Annotated in this window: 15 protein-coding genes; 14 read left to right on the forward strand and 1 reads right to left on the reverse strand. The window is 65.2% G+C overall.

Annotation, left to right across the window (positions count from 1 at the left end; genetic code table 11):
* Positions 1-9 precede the first annotated feature (9 nt).
* The 9 genes from bioF (at position 10) to ACN0X6_RS10665 (ending at position 10,200) form a co-directional block, all read left to right on the forward strand.
* Entirely contained in the window at positions 10-1,179 is a 1,170-nt protein-coding gene (gene bioF / locus ACN0X6_RS10625) for an 8-amino-7-oxononanoate synthase (protein ID WP_417703769.1), read from the forward strand.
* Entirely contained in the window at positions 1,172-1,894 is a 723-nt protein-coding gene (locus tag ACN0X6_RS10630; protein WP_417703771.1) for an alpha/beta fold hydrolase, read from the forward strand. The genes bioF and ACN0X6_RS10630 overlap by 8 nt, the downstream gene beginning before the upstream one ends.
* A complete protein-coding gene (gene bioC, locus ACN0X6_RS10635; RefSeq protein WP_417703773.1) occupies positions 1,887-2,738 on the forward strand; it encodes a malonyl-ACP O-methyltransferase BioC in 852 nt (283 codons plus the stop codon). The genes ACN0X6_RS10630 and bioC overlap by 8 nt, the downstream gene beginning before the upstream one ends.
* Before the next feature lie 70 nt (positions 2,739-2,808).
* Positions 2,809-3,495: a dethiobiotin synthase gene (gene bioD / locus ACN0X6_RS10640; RefSeq protein ID WP_417703775.1), complete on the forward strand. Its 687-nt coding sequence runs from the start codon at positions 2,809-2,811 to the stop codon at positions 3,493-3,495.
* Positions 3,496-3,594: 99 nt separating this feature from the next.
* Positions 3,595-3,894, forward strand: coding sequence for a hypothetical protein (locus ACN0X6_RS10645; RefSeq protein ID WP_417703777.1), 300 nt, complete (start codon positions 3,595-3,597; stop codon positions 3,892-3,894).
* A gap of 54 nt (positions 3,895-3,948) precedes the next feature.
* A complete protein-coding gene (locus tag ACN0X6_RS10650; protein ID WP_417703778.1) occupies positions 3,949-4,686 on the forward strand; it encodes a putative metalloprotease CJM1_0395 family protein in 738 nt (245 codons plus the stop codon).
* A 169-nt stretch (positions 4,687-4,855) separates the two neighbouring features.
* A complete protein-coding gene (locus ACN0X6_RS10655; protein ID WP_417703779.1) occupies positions 4,856-6,661 on the forward strand; it encodes a phenylacyl-CoA dehydrogenase in 1,806 nt (601 codons plus the stop codon).
* A gap of 276 nt (positions 6,662-6,937) precedes the next feature.
* A complete protein-coding gene (locus tag ACN0X6_RS10660) occupies positions 6,938-8,257 on the forward strand; it encodes a GGDEF domain-containing protein (protein ID WP_417703781.1) in 1,320 nt (439 codons plus the stop codon).
* Between the two features lie 164 nt (positions 8,258-8,421).
* Positions 8,422-10,200: an acyl-CoA dehydrogenase C-terminal domain-containing protein gene (locus tag ACN0X6_RS10665; protein ID WP_417703782.1), complete on the forward strand. Its 1,779-nt coding sequence runs from the start codon at positions 8,422-8,424 to the stop codon at positions 10,198-10,200.
* A gap of 52 nt (positions 10,201-10,252) precedes the next feature.
* On the opposite strand, the gene ACN0X6_RS10670 is transcribed toward ACN0X6_RS10665, so the two are convergent.
* Positions 10,253-10,846, reverse strand: coding sequence for a HutD family protein (locus tag ACN0X6_RS10670; protein ID WP_417703783.1), 594 nt, complete (start codon positions 10,844-10,846; stop codon positions 10,253-10,255).
* A 226-nt stretch (positions 10,847-11,072) separates the two neighbouring features.
* On the opposite strand from ACN0X6_RS10670, the gene hutI reads away from it, so the two are divergent.
* The 5 genes from hutI to hutH all read left to right on the forward strand — a co-directional run bounded on the left by hutI (position 11,073) and on the right by hutH (position 17,873).
* A complete protein-coding gene (gene hutI, locus ACN0X6_RS10675; protein WP_417703785.1) occupies positions 11,073-12,290 on the forward strand; it encodes an imidazolonepropionase in 1,218 nt (405 codons plus the stop codon).
* Positions 12,280-13,215, forward strand: a complete 936-nt coding sequence (gene hutG / locus ACN0X6_RS10680; protein WP_417703787.1) for a formimidoylglutamase — start codon at positions 12,280-12,282, stop codon at positions 13,213-13,215. Before hutI ends, hutG begins: the two co-directional genes overlap by 11 nt.
* Positions 13,216-13,298: 83 nt before the next feature.
* The gene (locus tag ACN0X6_RS10685) at positions 13,299-14,624 is read left to right on the forward strand and encodes a YjiH family protein (RefSeq protein ID WP_417703789.1); all 1,326 of its coding nucleotides are present in this window, start codon (positions 13,299-13,301) and stop codon (positions 14,622-14,624) included.
* A gap of 38 nt (positions 14,625-14,662) precedes the next feature.
* Complete coding sequence (hutU, locus tag ACN0X6_RS10690; RefSeq protein ID WP_417703790.1) at positions 14,663-16,324, forward strand: urocanate hydratase; 1,662 nt, start codon at positions 14,663-14,665, stop codon at positions 16,322-16,324.
* A 13-nt stretch (positions 16,325-16,337) separates the two neighbouring features.
* On the forward strand, positions 16,338-17,873 hold the full coding sequence (gene hutH / locus ACN0X6_RS10695; RefSeq protein WP_417703792.1) for a histidine ammonia-lyase: 1,536 nt from the start codon (positions 16,338-16,340) through the stop codon (positions 17,871-17,873).
* The last annotated feature ends 82 nt before the right edge of the window (positions 17,874-17,955 follow it).

Below are 17,955 nucleotides of genomic sequence, written 5' to 3' on the forward strand. Positions count from 1 at the left end.
GTGCTCCCCATGTCTTTCGACCTTGCAACTCGCCTGGCTGACCGTCAGGCCGCCGACCTGTTCCGCCAGCGCCCGCTGCTGCAGACCCCGCAGGGGCCGCAGGTACGAGCCGATGATCAGGAGTTGCTGGCGTTCTGTTCCAATGACTATCTTGGCCTGGCCAACCACCCCGAGGTGATCCGCGCCCTGCAGCAGGGCGCGCAGCAATGGGGCGTCGGCGGCGGCGCCTCGCACCTGGTGATCGGCCACAGCACGCCGCACCATGAACTGGAAGAAGCGCTGGCCGCGTTCACCGGTCGGCCGCGTGCGCTGCTGTTCTCCACCGGTTACATGGCCAACCTGGCCGTCGTCACCGCGCTGCTCGGGCAGGGCGACAGCGTAATTCAGGATCGTCTCAACCACGCTTCGCTGCTCGATGCCGGGCTGCTCTGCGGCGCACGGTTCTCCCGCTACCTGCACAATGATGCGGTGAGCCTGGCCAACCGCTTGCGCAAGGCCAGCGGCAACTGTCTGGTGGTCACCGATGGCGTGTTCAGCATGGACGGCGATCTGGCCGATCTGCCGGCGTTGTGTGCCGAGGCGCGCGCCAGGCAGGCCTGGGTGATGGTCGATGATGCTCACGGCTTCGGCCCGCTGGGCGCCACCGGTGGCGGTATTGTCGAGCATTTCGGTCTGGACCAGGATGATGTGCAGGTACTGGTCGGCACGCTGGGCAAGGCCTTTGGTACCGCCGGCGCATTCGTCGCCGGCAGCGAGGAACTGATCGAGACCCTGATCCAGTTCGCCCGTCCTTACATCTATACAACCAGCCAGCCGCCGGCCGTGGCCTGCGCCACGCTGAAAAGCCTGGAGCTGCTGCGCAGCGAAAGCTGGCGTCGCGAGCACCTGCACCGGTTGATCGCACGCTTTCGCCAGGGCGCCGCCGAGATCGGCCTGAGCCTGATGGACAGCCCCACGCCGATTCAGCCGATCCTGGTGGGTGACAGCGCGCGGGCGCTGAAACTCTCGGCACTGCTCAAGGATCGCGGCCTGCTGGTGGGCGCCATCCGCCCGCCGACCGTACCGGCTGGCAGTGCCCGCTTGCGCGTGACGCTGTCCGCTGCGCACAGCGATGCGCAGCTCGAGCTGTTGCTCGACGCGCTGGCCGAGTGCTGGCCGCAGGTGCAGACCGATGCGTGAGACGCTGATTCTGTTGCCGGGCTGGGGTCTGGACGGCGCCTTGCTGCAGCCGTTGGCCGAGGCGCTGGGGGGCGATCTGCAGGTGCAGGTGCCGGCCCTGCCGCGACTGAGCAGTGCGGCGGCGGCCGATTGGCTCGACGAGCTGGATACGCGCTTGCCGCATGATTGCTGGCTGGCCGGCTGGTCGCTCGGCGGCATGTTGGCCGCTGCCCTGGCGGCACGTCGTGGCGAGCGCTGCCGTGGCCTGATCACTCTGGCCAGCAACGCCTGTTTCGTCGCCAGCGATGCCTGGCCGCGGGCGATGCCGGCGCAGACCTACGCAGCCTTCTATCAGGACTGCCAGGCGAATGCTGGCGCGACCCTCAAGCGCTTCGCCATGCTCTGTGCCCATGGCAGCGCCGACACACGCGGCCTGTCACGACAGCTGCAGAACCATCTGGCGTCCAGCGACGAGCCATCCTTGCTGGCCGGGCTGCGCTTGCTGGCGACTCTCGACAATCGCGTGGCGCTGGCGGCTTTCACCGGGCCGCAATTGCACCTGCTGGCCGAGCAGGATGCGCTGGTGCCGGCTGCGGCGGGTGATGCGCTGCTGGCGCTGTTGCCAAGGGGTGAGGTGGGCGTGCTGGAAGATTGTGGTCACGCCTTCGTACTTGACCAGGCGGATGCTCTGGCGGCCTTGATGTTCGATTTCATCTGCGAGGCCAATGATGTCTGAGCTGCGTGGTACGGACCCGCTTTACCAATCCCTTGGTGCGCACGGCGCACCCTACGGTGATGCGGTCCTACCGGACAAGCGTCAGGTCGCCGCGTCGTTTTCCCGCGCGGCAGAGAGCTACGATGCCGTGGCCGAGTTGCAGCGCAATGTCGGCACGCAACTGCTGGCGCGTTTGCCGGCCTCGCTGCAGCCGCATCGTTGGCTGGACCTGGGCTGCGGCACGGGCTATTTCACCCGAGCCCTGGCCGAGCGTCATGCACAAGGCGAAGGGCTGGCTGTGGATATCGCCGAAGGCATGCTGCGTCACGCCAGGCCTCATGGTGGCGCTGCTCATTTCATCGCTGGTGATGCCGAAGCCCTGCCGCTGCAAAGCGACAGCGTCGAGCTGTTGTTCTCCAGCCTGGCACTGCAATGGTGTGCCGATTTCCCACGCGTGCTGAGCGAAGCGCAGCGGGTGTTGCGCCCTGGGGGTGTGCTGGGGTTTTCCAGCCTGTGCGTCGGCACCCTGCAGGAGCTGCGTGACAGCTGGCTGGCGGTCGATGGTTTCGTCCACGTCAATCGCTTTCGCCGCTTCGAGGATTACCAGCAGATATGTGCGGACAGCGACCTGCAGCCGCTGACACTGCAGCGCCAGGCCGAGGTGCTGCACTTCGCGGATCTGCGCAGCCTGACCACCTCGCTCAAGGACCTCGGCGCGCACAACCTCAATCCGGGGCGACCAGGTGGATTGACCGGACGCTCACGCATTCGCGCGCTGATCGAGGCCTATGAGCGTTTTCGTCAGCCGCAAGGGCTGCCGGCGACCTACCAGGTGGTGTACGGCGTGCTGCAGAAACCTTCATAGGCATGAGCCCGCCCGTCAATAAGCCCCAGAGAAGCTTCGCGAGCAGAGCTCGCTCCTACCGGAATATCAGATGACCCAAGCCTACTTCGTCACCGGAACGGATACCGAAATCGGCAAGACCACCATCGCCGCTGGCCTGCTCCATGCGGCGCGTCTGCAGGGCCTGAGCACCGCAGCGGCCAAGCCGGTCGCTTCCGGTTGCGTGCGAACGGCCGACGGATTGCGCAACGACGATGCGCTGGCCTTGCTCGCCCAGTGTTCGTTGCCGCTGCGCTATGAGGAGGTCAACCCACTGGCCTTCGAGCCGGCCATTGCCCCGCATCTGGCGGCCCGTGAGGTGGGCGTCAAACTGGATGTTGCCAGCCTGCTGCCACAGGTCAGGGCGATTCTGGGCAAGGGCGCGGACTTCTCGCTGGTGGAGGGCGCGGGTGGTTGGCGTGTGCCGCTGGCCGGCGAGGAAAACCTGTCGGACCTGGCCATGGCGCTGGGCATCCCGGTGATTCTGGTGGTGGGTGTGCGCCTGGGTTGCATCAACCATGCGCTGCTCAGTGCCGAAGCCATCGAGTGCGACGGGCTCAGGCTGGCCGGCTGGGTGGCCAATATCGTCGAGCCGAAGACCTCGCGCCTGGAGGACAATCTCGCCACCCTCAGCGAGCGGCTGCCAGCGCCGTGCCTGGGGCGTGTGCCGCACCTGGGCAACGCGACGGCCGCGGCGGTGGCGGAGCACCTCAATCTCGAGTTGCTGGCAGACTGGTAATAAACAGTAAAGGGACAATAGCCTTTTGCCTGTACGTTTTTTAGCCGTTTTCTGCTTCAATGCTCGCTGTCAGGTTTTACATCCCTCAGGGGGCTGCCGATGGAAATCTCCACCAATGCATTCAGTTCGGGTTTGAACGGTATTCAGGCCGGGCAACGCCGTGTCGAACAGGCAGCCGCTGATATCGCCAGCAACACCATCAATCCTTCGCAGCAGGCGACGCAGACACCGCCGCAGAATCAGGTCAACCCGAGCTCAGAGGTTGCCGAGCGTAGCCGTCCCGATCTGACCGAAAGCCTCGTTGCGTTGCGCGTCGGTGAAAACGAAGTGCGCGCCAATGCGCGCGTCGTCGACACGGCCGACGAGGTGCTAGGCACCCTGATCGATACCCGCGCTTAAGTCGTCTCACCCCGGCCGCGCGAATGCGGCCAGCGGCGGGGCAGGAGGGCGCTCATGCAGATCGGCAGTAGCCTGCCACCTTTCACTCCCGCGCCGTCCGCCAGTTCGGCGAGACCGCTGTCGTCCGATGTTTCCCCTGATATTGCCCGCGCCGATCAGGCGCCTGTCGCCGCGCCGCAAGAGCAGCAGGCCGATTCCGCTGCCTCCGGGCGAGAGGAGGCGGATCGCGACGCCAACTCATCGACGCCTGCAGGCAAGCCTGAACCAGGCCCCCGCGAGCAGCGCCAGCAGCAACTGGAAATCGCCGATCTCGTGCAGCGTGACCGTGAGGTGCGCACCCACGAGCAGGCGCACGCTGCCGTGGGCGGACAATACGCCGGTGCGCCCACCTACAGTTTCAAGCGCGGCCCTGATGGGCAGCGCTACGCCGTTTCCGGCGAAGTCAGCATCGATACCGCTCCCGTTCCCAACGACCCCGAAGCGACGCTGCGCAAGATGGAAATCGTCCTGCGCGCAGCACTCGCCCCCATCGAACCTTCCCCGCAGGACCTGCGTGTCGCTGCTCTGGCTCAGGCGCAGGCGGCGCAGGCGCGCGCCGAACTGGCTGAGCAACGGCGCGAAGAAGCCATCAGCGCCGTCGAACAGCGCAAGGCGCGTGACGAAGCCAGAGATGCGGATGAGCAGCCCGCCGAGCAGTCGCAGCAGGCTCTGCCACCAGCGCCTAATCTTGATCTGTATCGGCGTCTGGGCGAGGCGCCCGCGCCGGAGCCTCGCATCGATCTGGTCGCGTAGCCGGCCGATTGGCAGCGCTTGACAAGGGGTTGGCGTAAACGTATGTTTCAAACGCCTGTTTGATTGCTTTGGTCGCAGCCGCGCGGCCAGGCAGCCGGGACTGATCCCGAGAGCGACCGCCAAGACGGTCACCCCAACTACTAGGAATCCACCGCAGAGGTTTACCGTTATGCCTGACTACAAGGCCCCCTTGCGTGACATTCGTTTCGTTCGTGACGAGCTGCTGGGTTATGAAGCGCACTACCAGAGCCTGCCTGGCTGCCAGGACGCCACTCCGGACATGGTCGATGCCATCCTCGAAGAAGGCGCCAAGTTCTGCGAGCAGGTGCTGTCGCCGCTGAACCGTGTGGGTGACACCGAAGGTTGCACCTGGAGCGAATCCGGCGTGAAAACCCCGACCGGCTTCAAAGAGGCCTATCAGCAGTTCGTCGAAGGCGGCTGGCCGAGCCTGGCACATGACGTCGAGCACGGCGGCCAGGGTCTGCCGGAATCCCTCGGCCTGGCCATCAGCGAGATGGTCGGTTCGGCCAACTGGTCCTGGGGCATGTACCCGGGTCTGAGCCATGGCGCGATGAACACCATCGGCGCTCACGGCACCGACGAGCAGAAGCACACCTACCTGACCAAACTGGTTTCCGGTGAATGGACCGGCACCATGTGCCTGACCGAGCCGCATTGCGGCACCGACCTGGGCATGCTGCGCACCAAGGCCGAACCGCAGGCCGACGGCAGCTACAAGGTCTCCGGTACCAAGATCTTCATTTCCGCGGGTGAGCACGACATGGCCGACAACATCGTCCATATCGTTCTGGCCCGCCTGCCCGATGCACCGGCTGGTACCAAAGGTATCTCGCTGTTCATCGTGCCGAAGTTCCTGCCCAACGCAGAGGGCGGCGTAGGCGAGCGCAACGCCGTTTCCTGTGGCTCCATCGAGCACAAGATGGGCATCCACGGCAACGCCACCTGCGTGATGAACTTCGATGGCGCCACCGGCTACCTGATTGGCCCGGCCAACAAAGGCCTGAACTGCATGTTCACCTTCATGAACACCGCTCGTCTGGGTACCGCGCTGCAAGGCCTGGCCCACGCCGAAGTCGGTTTCCAGGGTGGCATCAAGTACGCTCGCGAGCGTCTGCAGATGCGTTCGCTGACTGGCCCGAAAGCGCCGGAAAAAGCCGCTGACCCGATCATCGTGCATCCGGACGTGCGCCGCATGCTGCTGACCATGAAGGCGTTCGCCGAAGGCAACCGCGCCATGGTCTACTTCACCGCCAAGCAGGTGGACATCGTCCAGCACAGCCAGGATGAAGAAGAGAAGAAAGCCGCCGACGAACTGCTGGCCTTCCTGACTCCGATCGCCAAGGCCTTCATGACCGAAGTGGGCTTCGAAGCTGCTTCCCACGGCATGCAGATCTACGGTGGTCACGGCTTCATCGCCGAGTGGGGCATGGAGCAGAACCTGCGCGACTGCCGTATCTCGATGATGTACGAAGGCACCACTGGCGTTCAGGCACTCGACCTGCTGGGCCGCAAGGTGCTGATGACTCAGGGCGGCGCTCTGAAGAACTTCACCAAGATCGTGCACAAGTTCTGCCAGGCCAACGAAGGCAACGATTCCGTCAAGGAATTCGTCGAGCCGCTGGCCAAGCTGAACAAGGAGTGGGGCGACATCACCATGAAGATCGGCATGGCCGCGATGAAAGATCGCGAAGAAGTCGGTGCCGCCTCCGTGGACTACCTGATGTACTCCGGCTACGCCTGCCTGGCCTACTTCTGGGCCGACATGGCGCGCCTGGCTGCCGAGAAGCTGGCTGCCGGTACTGATGACGAGGCCTTCTACAAGGCCAAGCTGCAGACCGCTCGCTTCTACTTCGCGCGCATCCTGCCGCGTACCCGCACGCATGTCGAAGCCATGCTGTCGGGCGCCAGCAACCTGATGGACATGGAAGAAGAGCACTTCGCGCTCGGCTTCTAAGACCCTGTTTATGATCTGCTGCGCGTCGGCCCTGCTGCGTTAAAAACAGGCTCGGACTGCTCATTTACAGCTCGTAAAGTCGAGCGCGACTCCGACCGCTCCTCGCCTGTTTTTGCCTTGCATGGCTCTAGCTCGCGAGATCGTAAACAGGCTCTAGGCCATCTTCATTCGGTTGAATGACAACGCCGCCCCTCGGGGCGGCGTTGTCGTTTTTGCGCGGGACACTGAAGGGAATGTCGCATCCTGTCGCTGTTTTCAACAGTCGAAGCAGGCAGAATGCCTTCATCTCTCGCAAAGGATGTCAGCGTGATCCGTCCGGCCAATCTGCGCCTCAGTCACTTCTTCTCGTCGCTGCCCTTGCTGGCCGGTGGGATCGTGGCTGCGCTGCTGCCGGTGCTGAGCGAGTTCTTCATCTCCCTGTTCAATGTATTGCCGACGCTGCTGTTGCTGCTCGGCGGTGCGTTCTGCCTGGTGTATGGCCGCCAGCGGGAAGTTTTTCTGCTGCTGGCGCTGTATGTCGGCTACTTCCTGCTGGATATCCAGGTCGATCACTTTCGTGACAACGGCCAGGTACGGGGCGACGCAGCTCTGGTCTTCCACCTGATCTGCCTGTTGCTACCGCTGCTCTACGCCCTCTACGGCTGCTGGGAGGAACGCTCGCACCTGGCGCAGGACATGTTCGCCCGCGCCCTGGTCCTGCTGGCGGTCAGCGCGGTGGCCTTCGGCCTGGCGCGCCGTTATCCACAGGGCATCGCCGACTGGTTGGCACAGATTCACTGGCCGTCGCTGCACGGCGCCTGGATGAACCTGGCGCAACTGGTCTACCTGGCGTTCCTGCTCGCGTTCATCGCTCTGTCCGTGCAGTACCTGCGCAAGCCCAGACCGCTGCACGCGGCGCAAGGGGTGGGGTTGTGCGGGCTGCTGTGGATGTTGCCGCAGGTGTTCATCCTGGCCAACGCGTTGCAGGTGATGATCAGCATGGTGATGCTCATGCTGGTTGCCGCCGTGGCGCACGAGGCCTACCAGATGGCCTTCCGTGACGAGCTCACCGGACTGCCGGGGCGGCGTGCGCTCAATGAGCGCCTGCAGCGCCTGGGGCGCGACTACGTGATTGCCATGGTCGACGTCGATCACTTCAAGAAATTCAACGACACCCACGGCCATGATGTCGGTGATCAGGTGTTGCGTCTGGTCGCCGGTCAGCTGCGCAAGGTTGGTGGCGGTGGCAAGGCCTATCGCTATGGCGGTGAAGAGTTCACCTTGCTGTTTCCCGGCAAGAGCGTGGAGCAATCCATCCCGCACATCGAGGCAGTGCGTCTGGCCATCGAGCAGTACCGCATGCAACTGCGCGACCCGCAAAGCCGCCCGCGTGATGACCGTGAAGGCAAGCAGCGCCGGGCCGGCAAGGCTGCCAGCGAGGTATCGGTGACGGTGAGCATGGGCGTCGCCGAGCGTCAGGCCGAGCAGCGCACGCCACAGGAGGTCATCAAGGAAGCGGACAAGGCGCTGTACAGTGCCAAGGCGGCAGGGCGCAATTGCATCCGTAGCGCCGGACAGCGCCGCGGGGCGGTTAAGCTGGCCGCCGGGCGCGAATAGCTGCGCTGGCAGACGAGCGGTCGGCAGGAGCTTTCCTTGCCCTCGGTCAAGCAGATAGTTAGTGACCTTGCGTGAATTATTGGTCACAACAAGACCCTATGTGTCTATAAAGTTGTTCAAGTAAACTCGGCCCTCTCACGTAAGTCCGTTTTCGAGGATGTGTCATGGCCGATTACAAAGCCCCCCTGCGCGACATGCGCTTCGTGCTCAATGAAGTATTCGAAGTCTCCAAGCTCTGGGCCGAGCTACCGGCCCTGGCCGAGGTGGTCGATGCCGATACCGCCAGTGCCATCCTGGAAGAAGCTGGCAAGGTCACCGCAGGCAGCATTGCCCCGCTGAACCGCAGCGGTGACGAAGAAGGCTGCTCCTGGGAAGGCGGTGCGGTGAAAACCCCGGCCGGTTTCCCCGAGGCCTACCAGACCTACGCCGAAGGTGGCTGGGTCGGTGTTGGCGGTTCGCCGGAGTTCGGCGGCATGGGCATGCCCAAGGTGATCGGCGCCCAGGTCGAGGAGATGGTCAATTCGGCCAACCTGTCCTTCGGTCTGTATCCGATGCTGACCGCCGGCGCCTGCCTGTCGATCCTCAACCACGCCAGTGAAGAGCTGAAGGCGCAGTACCTGCCGAACATGTATGCCGGTGTCTGGGCGGGTTCCATGTGCCTGACCGAGCCGCACGCCGGCACCGACTTAGGGATAATCCGTACCAAGGCCGAGCCCCAGGCAGATGGCAGCTACAAGATCAGCGGCACCAAGATCTTCATCACCGGCGGTGAGCACGATCTGACCGAGAACATCATCCACCTGGTGCTGGCCAAGCTGCCCGACGCGCCGGCCGGGCCGAAAGGCATCTCGCTGTTCATCGTGCCCAAGGTCATGGTCAATGCCGACGGCTCGCTGGGTGAGAAGAACGCGCTGGGCTGCGGCTCCATCGAGCACAAGATGGGCATCAAGGCCTCGGCCACCTGCGTGATGAACTTCGACGGCGCCACCGGTTACCTGGTTGGCGAAGTGAACAAGGGCCTCAATGCCATGTTCACCATGATGAACTACGAGCGCCTGGGCGTTGGCATCCAGGGCCTGGCGCTGGGCGAGCGCAGCTACCAGAGCGCCATCGAGTATGCCCGCGAGCGCATCCAGAGCCGCGCGCCGACCGGCCCGGTGGCCAAGGACAAAGCGGCTGACCCGATCATCGTGCATCCGGACGTGCGCCGCATGCTGCTGACCATGAAGGCGCTGAACGAGGGCGGTCGCGCCTTCTCCAGCTATGTCGCCATGCAGCTGGACACCGCCAAGTACAGTGAGGACAAGGAAACCGCCAAGCGCGCCGACGAGCTGGTGGCGCTGCTGACCCCGGTGGCCAAGGCCTTCCTCACCGACATGGCGCTGGAAACCACCGTGCATGGTCAGCAGATCTTCGGCGGCCATGGTTTCATCCGCGAGTGGGGGCAGGAGCAGCTGGTTCGCGACTGCCGCATCACCCAGATCTACGAAGGCACCAACGGCATCCAGTCGCTGGATCTGATGGGGCGCAAGATCGTCGGCAGCGGCGGCAGCTTCTACAAGCACCTGGCCGACGAGATCAAGGCCTTCATCGCTGCGGCCGACGCGAACCTCGACGAGTTCACCAAGCCACTGGCAGCCGCCGTGCAGAACCTCGATGACTTGACTGCCTGGGTGCTGGATCGCGCGAAGAACAACCCCAACGAGATCGGCGCGGCCTCGGTGGAGTACCTGCAGGTGTTCGGCTACACCGCCTACGCCTACATGTGGGCATTGATGGCGCGTGCTGCGCTTGGCAAGGAAGCGCAGGACGAGTTCTACGCCAGCAAGCTGGGCACCGCGCGTTTCTACTTCGCTCGCCTGCTGCCGCGCATCCACTCGTTGAGTGCGTCGGTCAAGGCGGGCAGCGAATCGCTGTACCTGCTGGATGCTGCGCAGTTCTGATCACGCCGCATCGTCTAAATGAGCCCCGGCCCGCGTGCCGGGGCTTTTCATTTCAGGAGGTGCACGGATTCAGCCTGGTCACGTAGAGCAGGGCGGGTCGTTGCGCGTGCAGGTGCAACTGGCCGGGCTCATTCTCGATCAGCAGGCCATTGCCCGCTGCGAGGTGGTGCATCGCGCCGCCTGCATTCACTTCGACTGCGTCCAGGGCGGCATTCCACAGCAGCAGTACCGCTGCATCGTTCTCCAGCCCCTGCGTTCCCTGCCATTTCATCACCTGCAACTCATGCTTCCAAACGTCGCGTCGAGTCATCAGGTTGAGATCGGTGATCGGGCCGTCCAGCAACTGGGCGCTGATCGCCTCTTCGCCGTCGAACACCGCTATGGCGCCACCGCTGAGCAGTATTTCGCGCTGCCCGTCGGCGCGTTGCAGGCACACGCCATTACCGGCGAGCACGGCCAGGCTGCGGTCGATGCTCGGGAAGCTGGAAAAGGCACCATCCACCTCAACCTGAGCAGTGCTGATGCGCCAGGCGAAATCCTCCAGGTCGGCATCCGCTGGCGAAATGGCCAATTCCACGGTGGAGCCACCACCGTTCTTCCAGGGCATCGCGCGGGCAGTTGCGGGGTCGAGCAGGGTGCAGGGCATGATCACTCCAAATGTATATACATAGTGACTGGGCGACAAACGGTTCCGATCACAAGGTCGGCGAAGCTGTCTCCAGACAGAGGCCGGTAACGCTCTATTCAGGGTATCAAGCCTTACTGCATATGCCTTGTCTGGTCTTGTGATCACAAGGTCAGGTTGTTGCTCTCGGCTTGACGCCGATTCGATCCACTCATATTGTATATACAAATAAAGCAGAGAGAATCCCATGCCGATGCATTCCACCTCGAAACAGCTCTGGCGCGATGTGCAGGTCTTCGATGGCCTGGCGCAACTTGACGAGGCAATGAACGTGCTGGTCGAGGACGGTCGCATTGCCGGCCTGTGGCCGTCGCGCAGCTTCGATGAGGCGCAGGCTCAGGGCGCAGTGGAAGCCGGGCGCGGCGGCGTGATGACGCCAGGTCTGGTCGACTGCCACACTCATCTGGTCTATGCCGGTAACCGCGCCGGCGAGTTCGAGCAGCGTCTGGAAGGCGCGAGCTACGAGGAGATCGCCCGTGCCGGCGGCGGTATCCTCAGCAGTGTGCGTGCCACCCGCGCGGCCAGCGAGGACGAACTGATTGCCGTCAGCCTGCCGCGTCTCGATGCGCTGTTGGCCGATGGCGTGACCACGCTGGAGATCAAGTCCGGCTACGGCCTGAGCGTCGACAGCGAACTGAAGATGCTGCGCGTGGCCCGCCGCCTCGGCGAGCTGCGCCCGGTGCGCGTGCTGACCACGCTGCTCGGTGCCCATGCCTTGCCGCCGGAATATGCCGGCCGCGCCGACGACTACGTGAGCCTGGTCTGTGACGCGATGATCCCGGCCGCTGCGCGTGAAGGGCTGGCCGATGCGGTGGACGTGTTCTGCGAGGGCATCGGCTTTTCCCCGACGCAGTGCGAGCGCATCTACCAGGCGGCCCAGGCCCATGGTCTGGCGATCAAGGCGCATGCCGAGCAGCTTTCCAATCTCGGTGGCAGTGCCCTGGCCGCACGTTACGGTGCGCTGTCTGCCGACCATATCGAGTACCTCGACGAAGCCGGCGTGCGCGCCATGGCCGAGGCCGGCACCGTCGCCGTGCTGCTGCCCGGCGCCTTCCACGTGCTGCGCGAAACCCAGTTGCCGCCCATCGAGTTGCTGCGCCAATACGGCGTACCCATGGCCGTGGCCAGCGACGCCAATCCCGGCACCTCGCCGATCTGCATGCCCACGCTGATGGCCAACCTGGCCTGCACTCTGTTCCGTCTGACCCCGCGCGAAGCCCTGGCCGGCATGACCGCCCATGGCGCTCGCGCCCTCGGCCTGCCGGAGCTGGGTCGCATCGCCGTCGGCGCCCCGGCGGACCTGTGCCTGTGGGACATCCAGCAACCGGCCGAACTGGCCTACGCGGTGCAGGCCGGGCGCCTGCGTCAGCGCGTGTTCAATGGAGCCATTACTCATGCTCGCTGATCGTCATTCGATGGCTGCCTGGAGCGGTCGTAGCGACCCGGAAAGCGACAGCGCACGCTGGCACCAGCGCATCCGCGCACTCACTGAGGACAGTCAGCCGGGCCTGGCTCTGCTCGGCTTCGCCTGCGACGAGGGCGTGCGCCGCAACCATGGCCGCGTCGGTGCTGCCGCTGCACCGCAGGGCGTGCGCAAGGCGCTGGCCAACCTGGCCTGGCACCGTCAGGCGCCGGCCTACGATGCCGGTGATGTCGTCTGCGAGGATGGCGACCTGGAAGCGGCGCAGGCCCGCCTCGGTCGCAACGTCTGCGCGCTGTTGGATGCCGGCCACCTGCCCGTGGTGATCGGCGGTGGTCATGAGGTGGCCTTCGGTAGCTGGTCGGGGCTGGCCGAGCACCTGTCCGGCAACCCGGCCCCGAAAATCGGCATCATCAATTTCGATGCCCATTTCGACCTGCGCGACCCGGCCCACGTGCATTCCTCCGGCACGCCCTTCGCACAGATCGCCGAGCAGTGCGCGGCGCGCGGCTGGCCGTTCCGCTATGCCTGCCTCGGTGTCAGCCGTGCCAGCAACACCCGTGCGCTGTTTTCCCGTGCTGCCGAGCTGAACGTATTGGTGCGCGAGGACCACGAGATTCGTGAATCGACCCTGGAGAGCATCGGCGCCGACCTGGACGCCTTCGCTGCCAGTTGCGACGTGCTCTACCTGACCCTCGACATCGACGTGCTGCCGGCCTGCGAGGCGCCGGGCGTCAGTGCACCGGCCGCACGTGGCGTGCGCCTGGAACTGCTCGAGCCGCTGCTCGAACGGCTCAAGGCCAGCGGCAAGCTGCGCCTGGCTGACCTGGCCGAGATCAATCCGGAGTACGACATCGACAACCGTACCGCCAAGGTGGCGGCGCGGCTGATTCACCTGCTCAGCCTCTGAGCCTGACGCTTTCTCGCACAACAACAATTACGAGGAAATCCCGATGTTCACCACCGTCCGCCGCTGCGGCCAGGAGCCGCGTCATGTCTGAGTCCTTGCCTTTGAGCGCCGGCGTATCGCGTTCGCGGGCCCTGGCGCGTTTGCTGGGCTACAGCCTGATCGGCCTGTTGCTGTTCTTCGTCCCGTTCGAGATCGCCGGGCGTTCGACCATCCTCCTCGACCACGCCGCCAGCGCCCTGCAGGTGCACGCGCGGCCGCTGGTGATCGGCGTGGCGTTGCTGTTCATGCTCTACGGCGCGCTGGCGCCCTGGCTCGACGGCAGCTGGCGCCGCAGCATGACCCACAGGGTATTCAGCCTGCTCAAGGTATTCGGTCTGCTGATCGGCGGCGCCTACCTGCTGCAGCTCGGCCCGCAGGCGCTGTATCAGCCGGATATGCTGCCGTTTCTGTTCGACAAGCTGGTGCTCAGCCTGGCCCTGATCGTGCCGCTGGGTTCGCTGGCGCTGGTGTTCCTGATCGGTTTCGGCCTGCTGGAACTGATCGGCGTGCTGATGCAGCCGGTGATGCGGCCGATCTGGCGCACGCCGGGCAAGTCCGCCATCGATGCCGTGGCGTCCTTCGTCGGCAGCTACTCGGTGGGCCTGCTGATCACCGACCGCATGTACCAGCAGGGTCATTACAGCGTGCGTGAGGCAGCGATCATCGCCACCGGCTTCTCCACCGTGTCGGCGCCGTTCATGGTGATCATCGCCAAGACCCTGGGGCTGATGGGCCAGTGGAACCTGTATTTCTGGGGCGCCATGGCGGTGACCTTCGTCGTCACCGCCATCAGCGCGCGCATCTACCCACTGTCGCGCCTGCCGTCCGAGGCCATGCCCGAGGCGCAGCTGCAACCCGGTGAAAGTCGCCTGGGCAGCGCCTGGCGTGCCGGCATGCAGCAGGCCAGCATCGCCCCCTCGCTGGGCTCGGCCCTGCGTGAAACCTTCGTCGATGGCCTGCGCATGACCGCCGCGATCCTGCCGAGCATTCTCGCCGTCGGCCTGCTCGGTTTGCTCGCGGCCAAGTACACCCCGCTGTTCGACGCCCTCGGCGTGCTGTTCTACCCGCTGACCTGGCTGTTCGGCCTGGAGGAGCCGATGCAGGTGGCGCGCGCCATCTCCGCCGGCCTGGCGGAGATGTTCCTGCCGGCGATGCTGCTCAAGGACGCCGACGTGCTGGTGAAGTTCGTCACCGCCATCGTCTCGGTCAGCAGCGTGCTGTTTCTCTCGGCCTCGATTCCCTGCGTGCTGGCCACGCGAATACCGCTGAGCCTGGGCCACCTGCTGCTGATCTGGCTGCAGCGCACCCTGCTCAGCCTGCTGCTGGCCATCCCGCTGGCCTACCTCGCACAATTTCTGGGCTGGCTCTGACCGCCCACCACTGACCCGTTCCCACAGGAGCCCGCAACATGACCAAGTTCCGCGATATCGAAATCCGCGCCCCGCGCGGCAATACGCTCACCGCCAAGAGCTGGCTGACCGAAGCGCCGCTGCGCATGCTGATGAACAACCTCGACCCGGACGTCGCCGAGAACCCCAAGGAGCTGGTGGTGTACGGCGGCATCGGCCGCGCCGCGCGCAACTGGGAGTGCTACGACAAGATCGTCGAGAGCCTGACCAACCTGAATGACGACGAGACCCTGCTGGTGCAATCCGGCAAGCCGGTCGGCGTGTTCAAGACCCATAGCAACGCCCCGCGCGTGCTGATCGCCAACTCCAACCTGGTGCCACACTGGGCGAGCTGGGAGCACTTCAACGAACTCGACGCCAAGGGCCTGGCCATGTACGGCCAGATGACCGCCGGCAGCTGGATCTACATCGGCAGCCAGGGCATCGTCCAGGGCACCTACGAAACCTTCGTCGAAGCCGGTCGCCAGCACTACGCCGGCAACCTCAAAGGCCGCTGGGTGCTGACCGCCGGCCTCGGTGGCATGGGCGGCGCCCAGCCGCTGGCCGCCACCCTGGTTGGTGCCTGCTCGCTGAACATCGAGTGCCAGCAGACCAGCATCGACTTCCGCCTGCGCAGCCGTTACGTCGACGAACAGGCTACTGACCTCGACGACGCCCTGGCGCGCATCGCCAAGTACACCGGCGAAGGCAAGGCCATCTCCATCGCCCTGCTGGGCAACGCCGCCGAAATCCTGCCGGAACTGGTACGCCGTGGCGTGCGCCCGGACATGGTCACCGACCAGACCAGCGCCCACGATCCGCTCAATGGCTACCTGCCGATCGGCTGGAGCTGGGCCGAGTACAAGGATCGTGCAGCCACCGATCCGGCTGGCGTGGTCAAGGCCGCCAAGCAGTCCATGGCCGTGCACGTGCAGGCCATGCTCGACTTCCAGAAGATGGGCGTGCCGACCTTCGACTACGGCAACAACATCCGCCAGATGGCCAAGGAAGAGGGCGTGAGCAATGCCTTCGACTTCCCCGGTTTCGTCCCGGCTTACATCCGCCCGCTGTTCTGCCGTGGCATCGGCCCGTTCCGCTGGGCGGCGCTGTCCGGCAACCCCGAGGACATCTACAAGACCGACGCCAAGGTCAAGGAACTGATCCCCGATGACGCCCACCTGCACCGCTGGCTGGACATGGCCCGCGAGCGCATTTCCTTCCAGGGTCTGCCGGCGCGCATCTGCTGGGTCGGCCTGGGCCAGCGCGCCAAGCTCGGCCTGGCGTTCAACGAGATGGTGCGTTCGGGCGAGCTGAGCGCGCCTATCGTGATCGGCCGCGATCACCTGGACAGCGGCTCGGTATCGAGCCCCAACCGCGAGACCGAAGCGATGCAGGACGGCTCCGATGCCGTGTCCGACTGGCCGCTGCTCAACGCCCTGCTCAACACCGCCAGCGGCGCGACTTGGGTCTCGCTGCACCACGGTGGTGGCGTGGGCATGGGCTTCTCCCAGCATTCGGGTATGGTCATCGTTTGCGATGGCACCGACGAAGCCGCCGCGCGCATCGCCCGCGTGCTGACCAACGACCCGGCCACCGGAGTGATGCGTCACGCCGACGCCGGTTACCAGATCGCCATCGATTGCGCCCGCGAACAGGGCCTGAACCTGCCGATGATCGGCTGAGGAAAGAGATTCCATGAACACCCTGAACCTGAAACCCGGCCAACTGACCCTGGCCGATCTGCGCGCCGCCTACCAGGCGCCCGTGCACCTGACCCTGGACGCCAGCGCCCATAAGGCCATCGACGCCAGCGTCGCCTGCGTCAACCAGATCATCGCCGAGGGCCGCACCGCCTACGGCATCAACACCGGTTTCGGCCTGCTGGCCTCGACCCGCATCGCCAACGACGACCTGGAAAAACTCCAGCGCTCGTTGGTGCTGTCGCATGCCGCCGGCATCGGCCAGCCGCTCGACGATGCCATGGTGCGCCTGATCATGCTGCTGAAGATCAACAGCCTGGCGCGCGGTTTCTCCGGCATCCGCCGCCAGGTGATCGACGCGCTGATCGCCCTGGTCAACGCCGAGGTCTACCCGCACATTCCGTTGAAAGGCTCAGTGGGGGCATCCGGCGACCTGGCGCCTCTGGCACACATGTCGCTGGTGCTGCTTGGCGAAAGCCAGGCGCGCCATAACGGCCAGTGGCTGCCGGCCACCGAGGCGCTGGCCATCGCCGGCCTGGAGCCGATGACCCTGGCCGCCAAGGAGGGCTTGGCCCTGCTCAACGGCACCCAGGTTTCCACGGCGTATGCCCTGCGCGGGCTGTTCGAGGGCGAAGACCTGTACGCCGCCGCCAGTGTCTGCGGTGCGCTCAGCGTCGAGGCGCTGCTGGGCTCGCGCTCGCCTTTCGATGCACGCATTCATGCTGCCCGTGGTCAGCGCGGGCAGATCGACGCGGCGGCGGCGTTCCGTCACCTGCTCGGCGACAGCAGTGAGATCGGCCGCTCCCACGCTGCCTGCGACAAGGTGCAGGACCCGTACTCGCTGCGCTGCCAGCCGCAGGTCATGGGCGCCTGCCTGACCCAGCTGCGTCAGGCTGCCGAAGTGCTCGGCGTCGAGGCCAACGCCGTGTCGGACAACCCGCTGGTGTTTGCGGCCGAAGGTGAGGTGATTTCCGGTGGCAACTTCCACGCCGAGCCGGTGGCCATGGCCGCCGACAATATCGCCCTGGCCATCGCCGAGATTGGCTCGCTGTCCGAACGGCGCGTCTCGCTGATGATGGACAAGCACATGTCGCAACTGCCGCCGTTCCTGGTGGCCAATGGCGGCGTGAATTCCGGCTTCATGATCGCCCAGGTCACCGCTGCGGCCCTGGCCAGCGAGAACAAGGCACTGTCCCACCCGCACAGCGTCGACAGCCTGCCGACGTCGGCCAACCAGGAAGACCACGTTTCCATGGCCCCGGCTGCCGGCAAGCGCCTGTGGGACATGGCCGCCAACACCCGTGGCGTGCTGGCCGTGGAATGGCTCGGCGCCTGCCAGGGCCTGGATTTCCGTGAAGGGCTCAAAAGCACCCCCGCGTTGGAACAGGCCCGTCAGGCGCTGCGCGCCAAGGTGCCGTATTACGTCGAGGATCGCTTCTTCGCCCCCGACATCGCCGCCGCCGATGCACTGCTCGCCGAGCGCGTGCTGACGCCGCTGCTGCCGGCCGGCATGTTGCCTTCGGTAGACTGAGCCGCAATCCGGGGTCCTGGTTTCGGGGCTCCCGGATTTCATCCGGGCTACGGCGCTGGGAGCGGAGTGGTTCGCTCCGCTA

Source organism: Pseudomonas sp. (assembly GCF_048269965.1).
Classification (GTDB): Bacteria; Pseudomonadota; Gammaproteobacteria; order Pseudomonadales; family Pseudomonadaceae; genus Aquipseudomonas.